Consider the following 18926-nt stretch of genomic DNA (forward strand, 5'->3'; position numbering starts at 1 on the left):
GCGACCCAAGGTTACAGCGGGTGAAATGCGCGGTCCAGATAAATGAGCGCCGGGTTTTCCGGGCCGAAATGCATCTCCGCGACGCGGCCGAACAGCACCAGATGCGTTGACATGCGGCGCACGTCGATCAGCCGGCAGTCGAAGGCGACCAGCGCATCCGAAAGCACCGGCGCACCCGTTTCCAGCCGCCGCCAGTCACCCAGCGCGAAACGCTCGTCCGACGGCAGCTGGCCAAAACCCGCCAGCGCCTTGGCGAGCGGCTGGTGATGGGCGGCAAGCGCATTGAGCGCGAAGCGGCCGCTCGCCTCGAAGATCGCGTTGCCGGAGTTTTCGGCATTGAGGCAGACCAGCACGGTCGCCGGATCGTCGGAAACCGAGCAGGCGGCGGTCACCGTCACGCCGCGTCGCACGCCCTCCCATTCCGTCGTCACCAGCTGAACATGGCCCGCATAGCGCGCCATGCCGTTGCGGTAGATCGCCGGATCGACGAGGCTCGCCGCAGGTTTCTGCGATATCGTCACACACTTCCTCCCGGGTGCCGGCGCTGCCGGTCCTCACGAACAATATGGGTCGCCAGGCAGAAATTTTCCACGCCGATGCATCGCCTGGCGGCAGCGCGTCTCGCCGCCAACCATCGCGGGTCCTGTCGCGGCAGCGGGTCATCGGCATGCGGCGCGGATTTCCTTTGACGCCGCCGTCGCTCAGGCTAAATGTGGCGTCATGACAGGACCTCTCTCCATCCCGGCTCTTCTGCGCCGTTGCGCCGCCTTTTCCATCGCCATTGCCGCGGCCGGCACGGCACAGGCGGCCACGATCGTCGTGGTCGCTCCGCAACAGGGTCCCTATGCCCTTCTTGGCGCGCAGATCCTGCGCGGCGCCCAGGCGGCGGCAGAGCCGGGCGACAGCATCGTTGCCATCGACGAAAGCTGCGAACGCAAGGACGGGGCAGCGATCGCCGACCGCGCCATCGGCGCCGGCGCTTCGGCCGTCGTCGGCTTTCTCTGCGTCGAGACGCTCACCGATGCTTTGCCGCGACTGAAGGAGAAGGCGATCCCGGCGATCTCCGTCTCGGTGCGGTCAAAAATCCTCATGGAAGATGCGCATCGCTACGGCTGGCCGTTCTTCCGTCTCGGCCCGGCCGATGGCGACGAAGCCGAGAAACTCGCCGACACGATCCTGTCGCGCTTCCAGAACCAGCCGATCGCGCTCGTCGATGACGGCACCATCTACGGCCGCGAACTGGTGAGCGCCGTGCGCCAGCGCCTCGAAGCCGGAGGCATCAAGCCGGTGTTTGCCGATACCTATCGCCCGGGGCAGGACCAGCAGCTGGCGCTGGTGCGCCGTCTTGCCAAGGCCGGTGCCGCCCAGGTTCTGGTCGGCGGCGATCGTGCCGACGTCGCGGTGATGGCCCGCGATGCGGCAGCCGAAGGCACGCCCATGGCCTTCCTCGGGGGCGACGTGATGCGCGCCGCCAACCGGCCGGTGCGGCTGGCCGATGACGTGCAGGCGGTGGCGCTGCCCGATTATCCGGCGCTGCCGGAAGCAACCGAGGCTGCCGGCCTGCTGCGCTCGTCGGGTTTCGAGCCGGAGGGCTACACGCTTCCCGCCTATGCTGCCGTCCAGGTCGCGCGTGCGGCACTGGCGAAGGCGCAGGCCGACGGCACGCCGCTTCCCGTCGCGGCGACCGGCCTGCCGGTGCAGACGGTGATCGGTGAGCTTTCCTTCGGCACCGATCATGAACTGACAGAAAACCCGTTCCGCCTGCAGGAATGGCGCGACGACGCCTTCCGCCTCGTCGGGCCGGAAACCGAATAGGGTTCGCAAGATCTGGTCGGCGGTGCACGGCGATTGTGCCGCCGCACCGCCGGTGATAAGCGCAGCCCGACATCATTCAGCCCCAGGAGATCCCTGATGCCTCTGCCCATCCGTATCGCCCCCTCCATCCTCGCCGCTGATTTTTCCAGGCTTGGCGACGAGGTGCGCGGCATCGTCGAGGCGGGCGCCGATTGGGTGCATCTCGATGTCATGGACGGTCATTTCGTCCCCAACATCTCCTTCGGGCCCGATATCATCAAGGCGCTGCGGCCGCACACCGAAGCCTATTTCGACTGCCACCTGATGATCGCCCCGGCCGATCCCTATCTCGAAGCCTTCGCCAAGGCCGGCTGCGACAGCATCACCGTGCATGCAGAAGCTGGCCCGCACCTGCACCGCTCATTGCAGACCATCCGCAGCCTCGGCAAGAAGGTTGGCGTCACGCTGAACCCGGCCACGCCGCTGTCGGTGCTCGAAAACGTGCTGGACGATATCGACCTGATCCTCGTCATGAGCGTCAATCCCGGCTTCGGCGGCCAAAAATTCATTCCGGCCATGCTCGACAAGATCCGTGCCGCGAAGGCGCTGATCGGTGACCGGCCGATCGACCTTGAGGTCGATGGCGGGATCACGCCGGAAACGATCGGTGCTGCTGCCGCGGCCGGTGCCAATGTCTTCGTCGCCGGCTCGGCCGTCTTCAAGGGGGATGGCGTCGAGGCCTACCGCGCCAACATCGCCGCGCTGCGGCAGGCCGCCGAAAGCGCTGCCGCTTGAGCGCCCCGGCCGACGCCCGCACAAGTGCTGGCATCGGCCTCGTCGCTCTGTCTGCCGGCGCCATCGGCTGGAGCTTCTGCTGCGCCGGCCTCGCATTGGCCGGTCTCTGGCGCACCGAGCGGCTGGACACCTTCCACCTGTCGCCGCTGCTGATGGTGTTTGCCGGCGGCGCGGCACTGGCGTGGCTTGCGTCGGCCGCTGTCCTTCTTCTGCTTCGCCGGCGGGTCGTGCGCCTTCGGCTGCGCCTGCCGCTGGCTTTCGTCATCCTCGGCGCCGCGACGCTCGCCTTCACCGCGCTGCTGTTTGCGCTCGATTACCGCGCCTTCTATGCCCGCTGGCATGCCGATGCCTTCACGCTCGACTGGACCCTGCAGCAGCTGTTCACCACCGCGTCGGCCACCTACCAGTTCCTGGTCATCGGCCTGCGCCTCTATCTGCCGCTCGGCCCGCTGCTGCTGGCTGCGGCGACCCCCGTCCTTCTGCGCGCTACGCGTTGAGCTTGGCTGCTCTTCTTGCTAAAGCGGGCCAGCTTTCTGAAAACACCGCAAGGAAACCCCGATGATCCCGCGCTACTCCCGGCCCGACATGGTCGCCATCTGGTCGCCCGAAACCAAATTCCGCATCTGGTTCGAGATCGAGGCCTATGCCTGCGATGCGCTGGCCGACCTTGGCGTCATTCCGCGGGAAGCCGCCCGGACGATCTGGGAAAAGGGCAATGCGGCACAGTTCGACGTGGCCCGCATCGACGAGATCGAAGCCGTCACCAAGCATGACGTCATCGCCTTCCTCACCCACCTCGCGGAATTCGTCGGCCCGGACTCGCGCTTCGTCCACCAGGGCATGACCTCGTCGGACGTGCTCGACACCACCTTCAACATCCAGCTGGTGCGTGCCGCCGATATCCTGATCGCCGGCATGGACCGCGTGCTGGCGGCGCTGAAGACCCGCGCCTTCGAGCACAAGGACACGATCCGCATCGGCCGCAGCCACGGCATCCATGCCGAACCGACGACGATGGGGCTGACCTTTGCCCGCTTCTATGCCGAAATGCACCGCAACCGGGCCCGCCTGGTCGCGGCCCGCGCCGAGATCGCCACCGGCGCCATCTCCGGGGCGGTCGGCACGTTTGCCAACATCGATCCGCACGTCGAGGAATATGTCTGCGCAAAGCTCGGCCTGCAGCCCGAGCCGGTCTCGACCCAGGTCATCCCGCGCGACCGCCACGCGATGTTCTTCGCCACCCTCGGCGTCATCGCCTCGTCGATCGAAAACGTCGCGATCGAGATCCGCCACATGCAGCGCACCGAAGTCCTGGAGGCGGAGGAGTTCTTCTCGCCCGGCCAGAAGGGTTCGTCGGCCATGCCGCACAAGCGCAACCCGGTGCTCACCGAGAACCTCACGGGTCTCGCCCGCCTGGTGCGCATGTCTGTCGTCCCGGCCATGGAGAACGTCGCGCTCTGGCACGAGCGTGACATCTCGCATTCGAGCGTCGAGCGCGCCATCGGCCCGGATACCACGGTTACCCTCGACTTCGCCCTCCACCGGCTGGCCGGCGTGGTCGAGAAGCTGGTCATCTACCCGGACAACATGATGAACAATCTGAACAAGTTCCGCGGACTTGTTCATTCGCAGCGTGTGCTTTTGGCGCTCACTCAAGCCGGCGCGTCGCGCGAGGATGCCTATCGCCTCGTGCAGCGCAATGCCATGAAGGTCTGGGAACAGGGCAAGGATTTCCTCGAGGAACTGCTGGCCGATCCGGAGGTCCGCGCGGCGCTCTCCGAGGACCAGTTGCGCGAAAAATTCGATCTTGGCTACCACACCAAGCATGTCGACACGATCTTCCGCCGCGTCTTCGGCTGATCTTGCGAGGCGGCCCGACGGTCACCCGCCGGGCCGCCTCCACCTCGATACCTGTCCGCGGCGAGCCACGCAGGGGATGCGAGCCAAGCTCAAAATCCGTCCGGTGGTTCGCCATTGCGGTCTTGACCTCCACCGGTGTCAATCGCAGATAAGGCGCATGAAAGCTTCCGACGCAGATATCCTGATCATCCCCGGCTATACCAATTCCGGCCCCACCCACTGGCAGTCCCGCTGGGAGGCCAAGCTGCAGACGGCGCGCCGCGTCGAGCAGGCCGAATGGTCGAAGCCCGTGCGTGACGACTGGGTGGCGCGCGTCGCCGAAGAGGTGAACGCCTCGACACGGCCGGTCGTGCTTGTCGCCCATTCGCTCGGCATCCCCGCGGCGATCCACGCCATCCCGCAGTTCCGCCAGAAGGTCGCCGGCGCCTTCTTCGTCGCGCCGCCGGACGTCGCCAATTCCGACATCCGGCCAAAACACCTGATGACCTTCGGCCCCTACCCGCGCGACCCGCTGCCGTTCCCGTCGCTGACCGTCGCCAGCCGCAACGATCCGTTCGGCAGCTACGACCACGCCGACGACATCACCAATGCCTGGGGATCGGCCCTCATCGATGCCGGCGAGGCCGGCCACATCAATGTCGAGTCCGGCCATGGCCCCTGGCCGGAGGGCACGATGGTGTTTGCCCGCTTCCTGTCGGGGCTAAAGCCTTAGCGGCCGGCCGGGCATCATCCACCGTCGGGTATCCGGACATTTCGCACCTGCGGGGCATTCCGTGCTAGGCATGGTCAGGCCCGCCCCGCGGCAGGGCGGATGGAAGCGCCGGCAGCCGCTCCGCTATCGCATCGCGGCAAAGCCACATTGTGGAGCGTCCCGTTTTCCTTTATGGGACCGCTCAAGCACTTCAAACGGCGTCTCCTGGCGCCAGAACAACGAGACCAATGATCATGAACCGTCGCCGCCGGATTTACGAAGGCAAGGCCAAGATCCTGTACGAGGGCCCCGAGCCGGGTACGCTGATCCAGTTCTTCAAGGACGATGCCACCGCTTTCAACAAGAAGAAGCATGACATCATCGACGGGAAGGGCGTGCTCAACAACCGCATTTCCGAATACATCTTCACGCATCTGAACAAGATCGGCATCCCGACGCATTTCATCCGCCGGCTGAACATGCGCGAGCAGCTGATCCGTGAAGTCGAGATGATCCCGCTGGAAATCGTCGTGCGCAATGTTGCCGCCGGCTCGCTGTCGGAACGTCTCGGAATCGAGGAAGGCACCGTGCTGCCGCGCTCGATCATCGAATTCTACTACAAGTCCGACCAGCTCGCCGATCCGATGGTCTCCGAGGAGCACATCACCGCCTTCGGCTGGGCCAACCCCGCGGAACTCGACGACGTGATGGCGCTCGCGATCCGCGTCAACGACTTCCTCTCCGGTCTCTTCCTCGGCGTCGGCATCCAGCTCATCGATTTCAAGATCGAGTGCGGCCGGCTGTTCGAGGGCGACATGATGCGCATCATCCTGGCCGACGAGATCTCGCCCGACAGCTGCCGGCTGTGGGATATCGAGACCAAGGAAAAGATGGACAAGGACCGCTTCCGCCGCGACATGGGCGGCCTGGTCGAAGCCTATTCGGAAGTCGCCCGCCGTCTGGGCATCATCAACGAGAATGAACCGATCCGCGGCACCGGCCCGGTTCTGGTCAAGTAATCCGTCAGGGAGCAGTCAGTGATCAAGGCACGCGTAACCGTCACGTTGAAGAACGGCGTTCTGGACCCGCAGGGCAAGGCAATCGAGGGTGCGCTTGGCAGCCTCGGCTTCGATGGCGTCCACCAGGTTCGCCAGGGCAAGGTCTTCGACCTGGAGGTCGATACCGCCGACCGGGCCGCAGCTGAAGAGCAGCTGAAGGCCATGTGCGACAAGCTTCTGGCAAACACGGTGATCGAGAACTATACTATCGCAATCGACTGAAGGTCGTCAGCGAAGGAGTTCGCGCATGGCCGATATCACCAACGATCTCGTGTACGAGCTTTTGAAGCGGGTGCACGCTGATATTGCGGATCTCAAGCTCGGCCAGCGCGAAATAAAGGCCGAAGTCAATGCCATGCGCGGGGCTGTTGTGGTCCTGCATCAGGATATCCATAGCCTTCACACGACATTGGCGAGACACGAGTTACGTCTGGATCGCATCGAACACCGCCTGGAACTGCGCGAGTTCCAAGAACCCCAAGCAAGGTTTGAACCACAGCCATGAAGTCAGCCGTAGTCCAGCTCCCAGGTCTCAACCGCGACCGCGACATGATCGACGCCCTCACCCGCATCTCCGGCCAGGCGCCGATCACCGTCTGGCAGACGGAAACCGAGATCCCGGACGTCGACCTTATCGTCATTCCCGGCGGCTTCTCCTACGGCGACTACCTGCGCTGCGGCGCGATTGCCGCCCGCATGCCGGTCATGCAGGCGATCCGCGATCGGGCCGAACAGGGCGTCAAGGTACTGGGCGTCTGCAACGGCTTCCAGATCCTCGTCGAGGCCGGCATGCTGCCGGGCGCCCTGATGCGCAATTCGTCGCTGAAATTCGTCTGCAAGGAAGTGAAGCTCGAGGTGGTCAACGCCGATACCGAGTTCACCCGCGCCTACGAGACCGGCCAGATCATCCGCTGCCCCGTCGCCCATCATGACGGCAACTACTTCGTCGACGACGAAACGATGAAGCGCATGGATGACAACGGCCAGGTCGTCTTCCGCTATGCCGAGGGCACCAATCCGAACGGCTCGCTGCTCGACATCGCCGGCGTCGTCAACGAGCGCGGCAACGTGCTCGGCATGATGCCGCATCCGGAAAACCTGATCGAGGCCGCCCATGGCGGAACCGATGGCCGCGGCATCTTTGCCTCGGCGCTCGACGTCATCGCCGCCTGAAGACGTCCCCCGCATAGCCAGCGCCAGGAAGACATAGCCGTCATGAACCGTTTGCCCCTCGCCGTCGCGGCTGCCGCCGTGGCAGCCCTGTCTGCCTGCCAGTCCAGCCGCAGCCCCGCCCCGGTCGCCGTTAATCGCGCCGCCTTGCCGACCATGGAGCGGGTGGCGATTGCCGCCAACGGCTGCTGGTTCAAGTCGGGCGACGCCGCCTTCCGCGACTACCGTCTGGCACCGGAACTGAATTCCTTCTCCGGCCGCCCGCGCATTCTCGCCGTGCCCCGCCACAGCCCCGAATCGCGACCGCTTCTGGTCGTCCAGGCGGAAGGAAGTCCGGCCCGCCTCGATGCCTTCGGGCCGATGATGGACGGACCGGCCGCGGCGCGCATCCGCACCGACATCAACCGCTGGGCAAATGGCGGCAAAGGCTGCTGAATTTGCTCCGGCAGCGTCCTCTTCCTGCAACACCTGCGCGCATTCGCACAGCGCCGGGGGCATTCGGTAATTTGACGCTTGCCAACCGCTGAACCTGCTGTCTAGTTTCTGCCACACTTGGTGCTTCGACGCGCGTCGCGGCATGCAGAAGCCAGACGGAGTCGATCCTCACATGCATCAGAATGCGGTCAAAAAGCTTGCAATGTCCGCGCTGTTCTCGCTCAGCGCAGCATTCGCCGCCACTTCGGCCTCGGCCGCCGATTTCGCCGCTCCGGCAGAAGCGCCCGCCGAAGCCTCGATTTTCGACGAAGCGCGATTCGGCGTTCTCACCGCTCTCGACAAGACCTACAGCAATGACGAGAAGGGCGCCTTCGTCACCGGCATCGTCTTCTTCGACCCGTGGGATCACGACAATGCGCCGGGCTGGGAGAAGTTTATCCGCCCGCGTATCCACGTCGGTGGCGACATCAGCACCGCTGGCGAAGCCCATCAGGTATTCGCCGGCTTCTCCTGGACGGCCAACATCACCGAGCGCTTCTTCCTCGAAGCCGGCTTCGGCGGCAGCCTCAACAACGGCAAGCAGGAGATGGACGGCGGTCGCGGTCCCTTCCTCGGATGCCACACGCTGTTCCACGAATACGTGGCCGCCGGTTTCAACATCGACAAGAACTGGCGCATCGTCGCCCAGGCCGAACACTCCTCGCATGCCAATCTCTGCGGCGAGCCGAACAACGGCCTGACCCGCGGCGGTATCATGGTCGGCTACAAGTTCTGATCACCGGCAGCCTGCCGGCGTGCACTGCAAAAACATCCGGGCGCGGCAGGAAATTCCTGTCGCGCCCTTTTGCCATCTAGGCTAAAGAGACGCCAGTTCGGACCGCTACCAGAGAAGACGATGACCATATCCAATACGATCGCGATCACGCCTGAACTCATTGCCGCCCACGGGCTGAAGCCGGACGAGTACCAGCGGATCCTCGATCTGATTGGCCGCGAGCCGAGCTTCACCGAGCTTGGCATCTTCTCCGCCATGTGGAACGAGCACTGCTCCTACAAATCCTCCAAGAAATGGCTGCGCACGCTGCCGACCAAAGGTCCGCGCGTCATCCAGGGTCCGGGCGAAAACGCCGGTGTCGTCGACATCGATGACGGTGACGTCGTGGTCTTCAAGATGGAGAGCCACAACCACCCATCCTACATCGAGCCGTACCAGGGCGCAGCGACCGGCGTCGGCGGCATCCTGCGCGACGTCTTCACCATGGGCGCCCGGCCGGTCGCGGCGATGAACGCGCTGCGCTTCGGCGCGCCGGATCATCCAAAGACCCGCCACCTCGTCTCGGGCGTCGTCTCCGGCGTCGGCGGCTACGGCAACTCCTTCGGTGTGCCGACGGTCGGCGGCGAGGTCGAGTTCGATCCGCGCTACAACGGCAACATCCTCGTCAACGCCTTTGCTGCGGGTCTGGCGAAGTCCGACGGCATCTTCCTCTCGGAAGCCAAGGGCGTCGGCCTGCCGGTCGTCTATCTCGGTGCCAAGACCGGCCGTGACGGTGTCGGCGGCGCAACCATGGCGTCGGCCGAATTCGACGAGCAGATCGAAGAGAAGCGCCCGACCGTACAGGTCGGCGACCCGTTCACCGAAAAGTGCCTGCTGGAAGCCTGCCTCGAGCTGATGGCGACCGGCGCCGTCATCGCCATCCAGGACATGGGTGCCGCCGGCCTCACCTGCTCGGCCGTCGAGATGGGCGCCAAGGGCGACCTCGGCATCGAGCTCTATCTCGATCAGGTTCCGGTGCGCGAAGAGCGGATGACCGCCTACGAGATGATGCTGTCGGAAAGCCAGGAGCGCATGCTCATGGTGCTGCAGCCGGAAAAGGAAGAGCAGGCCAAGGCGATCTTCGTCAAATGGGGCCTCGACTTCGCCATCGTCGGCAAGACCACCGACGACCTGCGCTTCCGCGTCATCCACCAGGGCGAGGAAGTCGCCAACCTGCCGATCAAGCAGCTCGGTGACGAAGCGCCGGAATACGACCGCCCGTGGCAGGCGACCGCCAGCCGCCCGGCGATGCCGGCCGATCAGGTCGCAGCCCCCGCCGATTACAACGAGGCCCTGCTGCAGCTCGTCGGTTCGCCGAACCAGTCCAGCCGCCGCTGGGTCTACGAGCAGTATGACACGCTGATCCAGGGCAATTCGCTGCAGCACCCGGGCGGCGACGCCGGCGTGGTGCGCGTCGACGGCCACCCGACCAAGGCGCTCGCCTTCTCCTCCGACGTCACGCCGCGCTATGTCGAGGCCGATCCGGTCGAAGGCGGCAAGCAGGCGGTCGCCGAATGCTGGCGCAACATCACCGCCACAGGCGCCGAACCGCTGGCCGCCACCGACAACCTCAACTTCGGCAATCCTGAAAAGCCCGAGATCATGGGCCAGCTGGTCGGCGCCATCCAGGGCATCGGCGAAGCCTGCCGGGCGCTCGACTTCCCGATCGTCTCGGGCAACGTCTCGCTCTACAACGAAACCAATGGCGTCGCGATCCTGCCGACCCCCACCATCGCCGGCGTCGGGCTGCTGCCCGACTGGTCGAAGATGGCCCGCATCGGCACCGCAAAGACCGGCGACGTGCTGGTGATGATCGGTATCGACGGCAGCCATCTCGGCTCGAGCATCTACCTGCGCGACATCATCGGCTCGACGGGCGGTCCCGCACCCGTGGTCGATCTTGCCGCCGAACGCCGTCACGGCGATTTCGTCCGCGGCATCATCCGCAGCGGCCAGGTCACTGCCTGCCACGACATTTCCTCGGGCGGCCTCGGACTGGCGCTTGCCGAAATGGCGATGGCCTCGCTGAAGGGCGCCACGCTGTCGCTGCGCGATTGCAGGGGCCAGCCGCATGCGCTGCTGTTCGGCGAGGACCAGGCCCGCTACGTCGTCGCCGTCCCGGCGGATCTGTCCAACTTCGTCTGCGCCTCGGCCGAATCGGCCGGCGTGCCGTTCCGCACGCTGGGCACCGTCGGCGGCGAGCGTCTGGTGATCGACGATCTCGTCGATGTCGCGGTTGTCGATCTGGTGAACGCCCACGAGAGCTGGTTCCCCAGCTTTATGGCCTGAGACGACCGCCTGCCGCTTTGACAATCCGGCGGTTTTTGGCACTCTGGCCAAAAGCCGCCGGTCAGTCACGCGGCCGCATTGATGATACGGAAGGAAAACCCCATGCCCATGCACCCCGGTGAAATCGAAGACATGATCAAGGCCGGGATCCCGGGTGCCAAAGTCACGATCCGCGATCTCGCCGGCGATGGCGATCACTATGCCGCCGAGGTCGTGGCGGAAGCGTTCCGCGGCAAGAGCCGCGTGCAGCAGCACCAGATGGTCTACGAGGCGCTGAAGGGCAATATGGGCGGCGTGCTGCATGCACTTGCGCTGCAGACCTCGGCGCCGGAATAGCTTCAGGCTCGGCAGGCCGCGCCACGCATGGCGCCTATCAGCGGAATTGATCGCATTCATCACGCGCAACGGCTGGAATTTGACGTCGCGCATGTTATCTAAGGCTCAATAGCGTTCGGACCTTGAACCCGAATAGAGAGGATGCAGCCATGAGCGGAATTCATGATTTGATCGAAGGCGAAGTGAAGGGCAACGATGTCGTGCTCTTCCTCAAGGGCACCCCGCAGTTCCCGCAGTGCGGTTTTTCGGGCCAGGTCGTCCAGATCCTCGATTACCTCGGCGTCGACTACAAGGGCGTCAACGTTCTTGCCGACCAGGAAATCCGCCAGGGCATCAAGGACTACTCCAACTGGCCAACCATTCCGCAGCTCTACGTTAAGGGCGAATTCGTCGGCGGCTGCGATATCGTCCGCGAGATGTTCCAGTCCGGCGAACTCCAGACCCATCTTCAGGAACAGGGTGTCGCCGTCCGCGGCGCTGCCTGATCGGCCCGTTGGCCGGTCCCCCCCGGCCATGATCGTTCGGATCGAGGCGCCGCGCTCCCGCGGCGCCTTTGCATTTTTTCCAGGAATCGTGATTGTGACTTCCGCATCCACTACGGCGCCAGCCCGGCTCAAGGGCATGGGCAAGTTCGAATTCATTGCCATGATGGCCATGCTGATGGCGCTCAACGCGCTCGCCATCGACATCATGCTCCCGGCGCTTCAGGACATCGGTGCGGCACTGAACGTCGAAGCCGTCAATGACCGGCAGTTCATCGTCTCCTCCTACCTCTTCGGCTTCGGTTTCGCGCAGCTCGTCTACGGGCCGATCTCGGATCGCTTCGGACGCCGCGCGCCGATGATCGTCGGCCTCGTCATCTACATTCTCTGCGCGCTGGCGATCGTCGCCGTGCCGAGCTTCGGCGGCCTCCTGGCGCTGCGCTTCCTGCAGGGTGCCGGCGCCGCATCCACCCGCGTCATCACCGTGTCGATCGTCCGCGACGTGTTCGGCGGCCGCGCCATGGCCGAAGTCATGTCGCTGATCATGATGGTCTTCATGATCGTGCCGATCATCGCACCGGGCACCGGGCAGCTGATCATGCTCGGCGGCAACTGGCACATGATCTTCCTGTTCATCGGTGTCATGGCCGGCGCCATCCTCGTCTGGATGACCATGCGCCTGCCGGAAACGCTGGCACCGGAGGATGTCCGCCCACTCACCGTCCGCTCCGTGATCGCCGGCTTCCGCATCGTGCTCACCAACCGTGTGGCACTCTGCTATACGCTGGCCGCCACCTTCATCTTCGGCGCGCTGTTCGGCTTCATCAACTCGGCGCAGCAGATCTATGTCGGCGTCTATGGGCTCGGTGCCTGGTTCCCGGTCGCCTTTGCCGCGGTTGCCGCCTTCATGTCGCTGGCCTCGTTCATCAACTCGCGCCTCGTCGGCCGCTTCGGCATGCGCCGCCTGTCGCACGCATCGCTGCTCGGCTTTATCCTCGTCACCGGCGTATGGATGCTGGTTCAGGTGCTCGGCCCGCAGCCGATGCCCTTCCTGCTGTTCCTGTCGTTCTTCGGCCTTGCGATGTTCCAGTTCGGCTGGATCGGCGCCAACTTCAACTCGCTCGCCATGGAGCCGCTCGGCCACGTGGCAGGCACGGCTTCGTCCGTCCTCGGCTTCATGAGCACGGTCGGCGGCGCGGCCATCGGCGCGGTCATCGGCCAGGCTTTCGATGGCACGGCCTTCCCGATGGTGCTCGGCTTCTGTTCCGTCGGCGTCATCGGCCTGGTCTTCGTGCTGATCGCCGAGAAGGGGAAGCTCTTCCAGCCGCACAATCCGCGCGCCTGATCTTCCGCCACATCCCGACAAAAAAAGCCCCGGCGGGTGTTCACCGCCGGGGCTTTTTGCATTCAGGAAACGGCAACCGTGTCAGCCAATGATCTCGCGGCGTAGCACCTGCCAGCTATCCGGGTCGGTCGCGACCAGCAGCCCGCCATCGACATCGGTCGGCCGGTAGGCGCTGCCGTCGAAGCGCGCCACATGACCGCCAGCCTCCTGGACGATCAGCGTGCCGGCCAGGTGATCCCACGGCATCAGCTTGTTGTAGAGCGCGAAATCCACGTGACCGCCTGCAACCGTCCGGTACTCCTGCGCCGCAGAGCGATAGCAGGCAAACATCCGCACCTTGGCAAGATTGGACAGGATCTGCTGGCGCTGCTCGCCGAAGAAATAGCCGACCGATGCCATGCCGATCATCGCCTCCAGCGGCTTGGCGCCGGCTACCGCGACGCGCTGTGTATCGCCGTCAGGACGGCGCAGGAAGGCACCGCTCCCCTTCTCCGCCATCACCCAGTCGTCACCCATCGGATCGTAGATGATGCCGGCGACTGTCTCGCCCTTGTAGACGACCGAGGCCATGACGCCGAACGCCGGAATGCCGGAGGCAAAGTTGAAGGTGCCGTCGACCGGATCGACGATCACTGCCAGTTCCGCACCGTCGATCCTGTGCAGCAGGTCCGGATCGGCGGCCACCGATTCCTCGCCGACGAACAGCGCCTGCGGCGCAAGCCTTTCGAGTTCGCTGCGGATCATCCGTTCGGCTTCGACGTCGGCTTCCGTCACCAGGTCCGTGGCTTCCGACTTGGCGCGCACGTCGCCGGCATTGAGGCGCCGGAAGCGCGGCAGGATTTCGGCCTTTGCGGCGCGCCGCAGCACGTCGGCAAGCGCCGTTACATCAATCGACATCGGAAAAGACCTCAAGCTTTGGGAGCGGCAACCAGCCCGGCGAAATCGAACAGCGCCGGATCGAGAAGGTGGGACGGGTTGGCATGGCCGAGCGCCCGCAGCATACGGTCCTTGCGGCCGGGCATCTGCGTTTCCATGGTCAACAGCATCTGCTTCATGGCATTGCGCTGCAACCCGTCCTGCGAGCCGCAGAGGTCGCAGGGGATGATCGGGAACTGCATGGCGGCCGAAAACTTGATGAGGTCTTCCTCGGCGCAGTAGGCAAGCGGCCGCAGCACCATCAGGTCGCCCTCGTCGTTCAGCAGCTTGGCCGGCATGCCGGCCAGCCGGCCGCCGTGGAAGAGGTTCATGAAGAAGGTTTCGAGAATGTCGTCCCGGTGATGGCCGAGCACCAGCGCGTCACAGTTCTCCTCGCGCGCCACCCGGTAGAGATTGCCGCGCCGCAGCCGCGAGCAGAGCGCGCAGTAGGTCGCGCCCTCCGGCACCTTCTCCTTGACGATCGAATAGGTGTCCCGGTACTCGATCCGGTGCTTGACGCCGATCGACGACAGGTAATCCGGCAGCACGTGCTTTGGGAAATTCGGCTGCCCCTGATCAAGATTGCAAGCGACCAGTTCCACCGGCAGCAGGCCGCGCCACTGCAGGTCCATCAGCAGCGCCAGCAGCGAATAGCTGTCCTTGCCGCCCGACAGCCCGATCAGCCAGCGTTTCTGGCCGTTCAGCATGCCGAAGTCGTCGAGCGCCTGGCGCACCTGGCGCAGCAGCCGCTTGCGCAGCTTGTTGAAGGCGGTGGTCTGCGGCGCATGGGCAAACAGACCGTGGAGGAAACCGTCTCCCTCGTCCGGCAGGTCGTCCATCGCCTCGATCGGTGCCGCCAGCGTCACGTCGCTCTCCTTGCGGGTGGTTGCGAGGGTGTTATCGGTGCCGCCGCCGCAACGGCCACGGCACCCATTGATATCACGGAGAGGTCAGGCCGCGATGGCCGCGGCCACCGCCTCGATCGCCTCGTCGGCCTTCGATCCGTCGGGACCGCCGGCCTGCGCCATGTCCGGCCGGCCACCGCCGCCCTTGCCGCCCAGCGCGCCGGATGCGACGCGTACCAGATCGACGGCGCTCATCCGCTCCGTCAGGTCTTCGGTGACGCCGACGACCGCGCTCGCCTTGCCGTCTTCGGCAACCGCGATCAGCAGCACGACGCCCGATCCCAGCCCGGTCTTTGCCTCGTCGACGAGGCCCTTGAGGTCCTTCGCATCGACGCCCAAGACCGCCTTGCCGAGGAAGCGGACGCCGCCGACATCCCGCGCCTCGACGGCCGGTGCGCCCTGCGACCCGCCCATGGCGAGCTTGCGGCGGGCATCCGCCAGTTCCTTTTCGAGCTTCTTGCGCTCGTCCATCAGCGCCTCGACGCGCGACACGAGCTCCGTCGGCTGCACCTTCAGCACACCGGCCAGCGCCTTTACCCGCTCGTCCTGTTCGGCGAGATAGGCGCGTGCGCCGGCAGCCGTAACCGCCTCGACGCGACGCACGCCGGAACCGACGGCGCTTTCACCGAGAATGCGCACCAGGCCGATATCGCCGGTGGAACGGACATGTGTCCCGCCGCAGAGTTCGACCGAGTAAGCCTTGCCTGCCTTCGCGCCGTCTATGCCGGTGCCCATCGACACGACGCGCACCTCGTCGCCGTACTTTTCGCCAAACAGCGCCATCGCGCCCTCGGCAATCGCGTCGTCGACGCTCATCAACCGCGTCGAGACCGGGGCGTTCTGCAGGATGATGGCATTGGCCATCTCCTCGACCCGCTGCAGCTCCTCGGCGCTCATCGGCTTCGGATGCGACACGTCGAAGCGCAGCCGCTCGGGTGCCACAAGCGAGCCCTTCTGGGCGACATGCGTGCCGAGCACTTCGCGCAGCGCCTCATGCAGCAGGTGGGTCGCCGAATGGTTGGCGCGCAGCCGCGACCGGCGCGCATGATCGACCTCGAGAGCCACCGCATCGCCGGTCTTCAGCGAGCCTTCCGACAACATCGCCTGATGGACGAACAGACCCTCGCCCTTCTTCACCGTGTCGGTGATCGAAAGCGTTGCCGTATCGCCGCGAATGATGCCGGTATCGCCCATCTGGCCACCCGACTCGCCGTAGAACGGCGTCTGGTTGACGATCACCTGGACCGTCTCGCCGAGAGCCGCGCTGTCCACCACCGCGCCATCGCGCACGATCGCCTGGATCACGCCCTCGGCGGTCTCGGTGTCGTAGCCGAGGAATTCGGTGGCGCCGAACTTTTCCTTGAGCTCGAACCACACCGTCTCGGTCGCCTTGTCGCCGGAGCCCGACCAGCTGGCGCGGGCTTCCGCCTTCTGCCGCTGCATCGCGTCGTTGAATCCGGTGAGGTCGACGCCGATGCCGCGGGCACGCAGCGCGTCCTGCGTCAGGTCGAGCGGGAAGCCATAGGTATCGTAGAGCTTGAAAGCCGTCTCGCCATCCAGCGAATCGCCGTTGGTCAGCGTATCGGTGGCGTCCGACAGCAGCGACAGGCCGCGCGACAGCGTCGTGCGGAACTTGCCTTCCTCGAGCTTCAGCGTTTCGGAGATCAGCGCTTCGGCGCGCAGCAGTTCCGGATAGGCGCGACCCATCTCGGACACCAGCGACGGCAAGAGCCGGTACATCAGCGGCTCGCGGGCGCCGAGCAGCTGCATGTGGCGCATGGCGCGGCGCATGATCCGGCGCAGCACGTAGCCGCGGCCTTCATTCGACGGCAGCACGCCGTCGGCGATCAGGAAGGCAGACGAGCGCAGATGGTCGGCGATGACACGGAAGCTTGCCGCCTGGTCGCCCTCGGCCTTGACGCCGACGACCTCCTCGGTGGCGCCGATCAGGGTGCGGAACAGGTCGGTATCGAAGACGCTGTGCACGCCCTGCAGGATGCAGGCCATGCGCTCCAGCCCCATGCCGGTATCGATCGACGGACGCGGCAGCGGCGTGCGCTCGCCCGGCGCCGTCTGGTCGAACTGCATGAAGACGAGGTTCCAGAATTCCAGGAACCTGTCGCCATCCTCTTCCGGCGAGCCGGGAGGCCCGCCCCAGACATGCTCACCCTGGTCGATGAAGATTTCCGAGCACGGACCGCAGGGGCCGGTATCGCCCATCTGCCAGAAATTGTCGGAGGTGGCGATGCGGATGATCTTGTCGTCGGAAAAGCCGGCGATCTTCTTCCACAGCGTCGCCGCCTCTTCGTCGTCGGCATAGACGGTGACCAGCAGCCGGTCCTTCGGCAGGTCGAACCCCTTGTTGACGAGGTTCCAGGCAAACTCGATCGCCTGCTCCTTGAAATAGTCGCCGAACGAGAAGTTGCCGAGCATCTCGAAGAAGGTCAGGTGGCGGGCGGTATAGCCGACATTGTCGAGGTCGTTGTGCTTGCCGCCGGCGCGCACGCATTTCTGCGAGGTGGTGGCGGTCGAATAGGGACGGCTTTCGAGCCCGGTAAAGACGTTCTTGAACTGCACCATGCCGGCATTGGTGAACATCAGCGTCGGGTCGTTGCGCGGCACCAGCGGGCTCGACGACACGACCTCGTGACCGTTCTTCCGGAAGTAGTCGAGGAAGGTCGACCGGATTTCATTCACGCCACTCATGCCATGCCCTTCTAAGCCGCCTCGAACGCGGTCTTCGTCCCAAAAACCACTGGCTTTTACCGTTCCAGCCGAACCCTGTCCAGCACGACGCAAAACCGGCCGCATATCATTTCAGCGATATGCGGCCGGCTTGAATTTCAGGACTGTTGCGGATCGGATCAGGCGTCCGGTTCGCCGTCGCCGTCATTGGCGTCCGGCCCACCGTTTTCCAGGAACCGCTCGGCGATCAGGCCGGCGTTCTGGCGCAGCGCCAGTTCGATCTCGTTGGCCAGTTCCGGGTTGTCGCGCAGGAAATTCTTGGAATTCTCGCGCCCCTGGCCAAGCCGCTGGCTGTTGTAGGAGAACCAGGCACCGGACTTCTCGACGATCCCGGCCTTGACGCCCAGATCCACCAGTTCACCGGTCTTGGAAACGCCCTCGCCGTACATGATGTCGAATTCCACCTGCTTGAAGGGCGGCGCCATCTTGTTCTTGACGACCTTCACGCGGGTCTGGTTACCCACCACTTCCTCGCGTTCCTTCACCGCGCCGATGCGGCGGATGTCGAGGCGCACTGAGGCGTAGAACTTCAGCGCATTACCGCCGGTCGTGGTTTCCGGAGAGCCGAACATCACGCCGATCTTCATGCGGATCTGGTTGATGAAGATGACCATGGTCTTCGACTTCGAGATCGACGCGGTCAGCTTGCGCAGCGCCTGGCTCATCAGACGCGCCTGCAGGCCGGGCAGGCTGTCGCCCATCTCGCCTTCGATTTCGGCGCGCGGCGTCAGCGCCGCGACCGAATCGACGACCAGCACGTCGACGGCGCCGGAACGCACCAGCGTGTCGGTGATCTCGAGCGCCTGCTCACCGGTATCCGGCTGCGAAATCAGAAGGTTCTGCAGGTCGACGCCGAGCTTGCGGGCATAGATCGGATCGAGCGCGTGTTCGGCATCGACGAAGGCGCAGATGCCGCCCTTCTTCTGGGCTTCGGCGATCGTCTGCAGCGCCAGTGTCGTCTTGCCCGAGCTTTCAGGACCATAGATCTCGATGATCCGGCCCTTGGGCAGGCCGCCGACGCCAAGCGCGATGTCGAGACCCAGCGAGCCTGTCGATACCGTCTCGATTTCGACCACGCTCTCGTTTGCGCCCAGCTTCATGATCGAGCCTTTGCCGAAGGACCGTTCGATCTGAGAGAGTGCCGCTTCCAGCGCCTTGCTTTTGTCCACCGATTTTTCCTCTACGAGCCGCAATGAATTCTGTGCCATCTGATCCCACCTTTAGGTTATCGCAGCGGCCCTAGCAATCCAGCAGCCGGTGATCAGTATGTACACTTTTTGTTCTCATCATGC

At 64.8% G+C, this 18926-nt stretch carries 20 protein-coding genes; 15 read left to right on the forward strand and 5 right to left on the reverse strand.

Annotation, left to right across the window (positions count from 1 at the left end; translation table 11 throughout):
• Window positions 1-11: 11 nt before the first annotated feature.
• The gene (locus tag AAIH46_RS01515) at window positions 12-461 is read right to left on the reverse strand and encodes a flavin reductase (RefSeq protein WP_430304956.1); all 450 of its coding nucleotides are present in this window, start codon (window positions 459-461) and stop codon (window positions 12-14) included.
• Between the two features lie 259 nt (window positions 462-720).
• Here AAIH46_RS01515 and AAIH46_RS01520 point away from each other — a divergent pair, with 259 nt between their 5' ends.
• The 15 genes from AAIH46_RS01520 to AAIH46_RS01590 all read left to right on the forward strand — a co-directional run bounded on the left by AAIH46_RS01520 (window position 721) and on the right by AAIH46_RS01590 (window position 13069).
• Window positions 721-1815, forward strand: coding sequence for an ABC transporter substrate-binding protein (locus AAIH46_RS01520; protein WP_430303748.1), 1095 nt, complete (start codon window positions 721-723; stop codon window positions 1813-1815).
• A 96-nt stretch (window positions 1816-1911) separates the two neighbouring features.
• The gene (gene rpe, locus AAIH46_RS01525) at window positions 1912-2589 is read left to right on the forward strand and encodes a ribulose-phosphate 3-epimerase (RefSeq protein WP_430303750.1); all 678 of its coding nucleotides are present in this window, start codon (window positions 1912-1914) and stop codon (window positions 2587-2589) included.
• Window positions 2586-3086: a hypothetical protein gene (locus AAIH46_RS01530; protein ID WP_430303751.1), complete on the forward strand. Its 501-nt coding sequence runs from the start codon at window positions 2586-2588 to the stop codon at window positions 3084-3086. The genes rpe and AAIH46_RS01530 overlap by 4 nt, the downstream gene beginning before the upstream one ends.
• Before the next feature lie 61 nt (window positions 3087-3147).
• Window positions 3148-4449 carry an adenylosuccinate lyase gene (gene purB / locus AAIH46_RS01535; RefSeq protein WP_430303752.1) on the forward strand — a complete coding sequence of 434 codons (1302 nt, stop codon included), beginning with the start codon at window positions 3148-3150 and terminating at the stop codon, window positions 4447-4449.
• Window positions 4450-4606: 157 nt separating this feature from the next.
• On the forward strand, window positions 4607-5161 hold the full coding sequence (locus AAIH46_RS01540; RefSeq protein ID WP_430303753.1) for an RBBP9/YdeN family alpha/beta hydrolase: 555 nt from the start codon (window positions 4607-4609) through the stop codon (window positions 5159-5161).
• Window positions 5162-5394: 233 nt separating this feature from the next.
• Window positions 5395-6159 (forward strand): phosphoribosylaminoimidazolesuccinocarboxamide synthase, encoded by a 765-nt coding sequence (purC, locus tag AAIH46_RS01545; protein WP_430303754.1) that lies wholly within the window; start codon window positions 5395-5397, stop codon window positions 6157-6159.
• 18 nt (window positions 6160-6177) lie between these two features.
• The gene (gene purS, locus AAIH46_RS01550; protein ID WP_430303755.1) at window positions 6178-6420 is read left to right on the forward strand and encodes a phosphoribosylformylglycinamidine synthase subunit PurS; all 243 of its coding nucleotides are present in this window, start codon (window positions 6178-6180) and stop codon (window positions 6418-6420) included.
• A gap of 25 nt (window positions 6421-6445) precedes the next feature.
• Window positions 6446-6703, forward strand: coding sequence for a hypothetical protein (locus AAIH46_RS01555; RefSeq protein WP_430303756.1), 258 nt, complete (start codon window positions 6446-6448; stop codon window positions 6701-6703).
• Entirely contained in the window at window positions 6700-7371 is a 672-nt protein-coding gene (purQ, locus tag AAIH46_RS01560; RefSeq protein ID WP_430303757.1) for a phosphoribosylformylglycinamidine synthase subunit PurQ, read from the forward strand. The genes AAIH46_RS01555 and purQ overlap by 4 nt, the downstream gene beginning before the upstream one ends.
• A 42-nt stretch (window positions 7372-7413) precedes the next feature.
• Window positions 7414-7803, forward strand: a complete 390-nt coding sequence (locus AAIH46_RS01565; RefSeq protein WP_430303758.1) for a hypothetical protein — start codon at window positions 7414-7416, stop codon at window positions 7801-7803.
• Window positions 7804-8005: 202 nt separating this feature from the next.
• Entirely contained in the window at window positions 8006-8578 is a 573-nt protein-coding gene (locus AAIH46_RS01570; RefSeq protein WP_430303759.1) for an acyloxyacyl hydrolase, read from the forward strand.
• A 120-nt stretch (window positions 8579-8698) separates the two neighbouring features.
• Window positions 8699-10906: a phosphoribosylformylglycinamidine synthase subunit PurL gene (purL, locus tag AAIH46_RS01575; protein WP_430303760.1), complete on the forward strand. Its 2208-nt coding sequence runs from the start codon at window positions 8699-8701 to the stop codon at window positions 10904-10906.
• Between the two features lie 102 nt (window positions 10907-11008).
• Window positions 11009-11242: a BolA/IbaG family iron-sulfur metabolism protein gene (locus AAIH46_RS01580; protein WP_430303762.1), complete on the forward strand. Its 234-nt coding sequence runs from the start codon at window positions 11009-11011 to the stop codon at window positions 11240-11242.
• Window positions 11243-11391: 149 nt separating this feature from the next.
• Window positions 11392-11727 (forward strand): Grx4 family monothiol glutaredoxin, encoded by a 336-nt coding sequence (grxD, locus tag AAIH46_RS01585; protein WP_430303763.1) that lies wholly within the window; start codon window positions 11392-11394, stop codon window positions 11725-11727.
• Between the two features lie 136 nt (window positions 11728-11863).
• A complete protein-coding gene (locus AAIH46_RS01590) occupies window positions 11864-13069 on the forward strand; it encodes a multidrug effflux MFS transporter (protein WP_430304957.1) in 1206 nt (401 codons plus the stop codon).
• An 81-nt stretch (window positions 13070-13150) separates the two neighbouring features.
• Here AAIH46_RS01590 and AAIH46_RS01595 read toward each other — a convergent pair whose 3' ends face one another.
• The 4 genes from AAIH46_RS01595 to recA form a co-directional block, all read right to left on the reverse strand.
• On the reverse strand, window positions 13151-13966 hold the full coding sequence (locus AAIH46_RS01595; RefSeq protein WP_430303764.1) for an inositol monophosphatase family protein: 816 nt from the start codon (window positions 13964-13966) through the stop codon (window positions 13151-13153).
• An 11-nt stretch (window positions 13967-13977) separates the two neighbouring features.
• Entirely contained in the window at window positions 13978-14850 is an 873-nt protein-coding gene (gene ttcA, locus AAIH46_RS01600; RefSeq protein WP_430303765.1) for a tRNA 2-thiocytidine(32) synthetase TtcA, read from the reverse strand.
• Window positions 14851-14934: 84 nt separating this feature from the next.
• On the reverse strand, window positions 14935-17595 hold the full coding sequence (alaS, locus tag AAIH46_RS01605; RefSeq protein WP_430303766.1) for an alanine--tRNA ligase: 2661 nt from the start codon (window positions 17593-17595) through the stop codon (window positions 14935-14937).
• Window positions 17596-17753: 158 nt separating this feature from the next.
• The gene (gene recA, locus AAIH46_RS01610) at window positions 17754-18842 is read right to left on the reverse strand and encodes a recombinase RecA (RefSeq protein ID WP_430303767.1); all 1089 of its coding nucleotides are present in this window, start codon (window positions 18840-18842) and stop codon (window positions 17754-17756) included.
• Between the last annotated feature and the right edge of the window lie 84 nt (window positions 18843-18926).

The sequence above is a fragment of the Rhizobium sp. 0TCS1.26 genome (genome assembly GCF_050455525.1).
Taxonomy (GTDB): domain Bacteria; phylum Pseudomonadota; class Alphaproteobacteria; order Rhizobiales; family Rhizobiaceae; genus Neorhizobium.

Excerpts from the sequence above, each read along its gene's own strand:
- purB (WP_430303752.1), top strand. The coding sequence starts at position 3,148 with ATGATCCCGCGCTACTCCCGGCCCGACATGGTCGCCATCTGGTCGCCC.
- recA (WP_430303767.1), bottom strand. The coding sequence starts at position 18,842 with ATGGCACAGAATTCATTGCGGCTCGTAGAGGAAAAATCGGTGGACAAA.
- purQ (WP_430303757.1), top strand. The coding sequence starts at position 6,700 with ATGAAGTCAGCCGTAGTCCAGCTCCCAGGTCTCAACCGCGACCGCGAC.
- AAIH46_RS01540 (WP_430303753.1), top strand. The coding sequence starts at position 4,607 with ATGAAAGCTTCCGACGCAGATATCCTGATCATCCCCGGCTATACCAAT.
- alaS (WP_430303766.1), bottom strand. The coding sequence starts at position 17,595 with ATGAGTGGCGTGAATGAAATCCGGTCGACCTTCCTCGACTACTTCCGG.
- purL (WP_430303760.1), top strand. The coding sequence starts at position 8,699 with ATGACCATATCCAATACGATCGCGATCACGCCTGAACTCATTGCCGCC.
- rpe (WP_430303750.1), top strand. The coding sequence starts at position 1,912 with ATGCCTCTGCCCATCCGTATCGCCCCCTCCATCCTCGCCGCTGATTTT.
- grxD (WP_430303763.1), top strand. The coding sequence starts at position 11,392 with ATGAGCGGAATTCATGATTTGATCGAAGGCGAAGTGAAGGGCAACGAT.
- AAIH46_RS01590 (WP_430304957.1), top strand. The coding sequence starts at position 11,864 with ATGGGCAAGTTCGAATTCATTGCCATGATGGCCATGCTGATGGCGCTC.
- AAIH46_RS01515 (WP_430304956.1), bottom strand. The coding sequence starts at position 461 with ATGGCGCGCTATGCGGGCCATGTTCAGCTGGTGACGACGGAATGGGAG.
- AAIH46_RS01520 (WP_430303748.1), top strand. The coding sequence starts at position 721 with ATGACAGGACCTCTCTCCATCCCGGCTCTTCTGCGCCGTTGCGCCGCC.
- AAIH46_RS01580 (WP_430303762.1), top strand. The coding sequence starts at position 11,009 with ATGCCCATGCACCCCGGTGAAATCGAAGACATGATCAAGGCCGGGATC.
- purC (WP_430303754.1), top strand. The coding sequence starts at position 5,395 with ATGAACCGTCGCCGCCGGATTTACGAAGGCAAGGCCAAGATCCTGTAC.
- AAIH46_RS01555 (WP_430303756.1), top strand. The coding sequence starts at position 6,446 with ATGGCCGATATCACCAACGATCTCGTGTACGAGCTTTTGAAGCGGGTG.
- AAIH46_RS01570 (WP_430303759.1), top strand. The coding sequence starts at position 8,006 with ATGTCCGCGCTGTTCTCGCTCAGCGCAGCATTCGCCGCCACTTCGGCC.
- AAIH46_RS01595 (WP_430303764.1), bottom strand. The coding sequence starts at position 13,966 with ATGTCGATTGATGTAACGGCGCTTGCCGACGTGCTGCGGCGCGCCGCA.
- AAIH46_RS01565 (WP_430303758.1), top strand. The coding sequence starts at position 7,414 with ATGAACCGTTTGCCCCTCGCCGTCGCGGCTGCCGCCGTGGCAGCCCTG.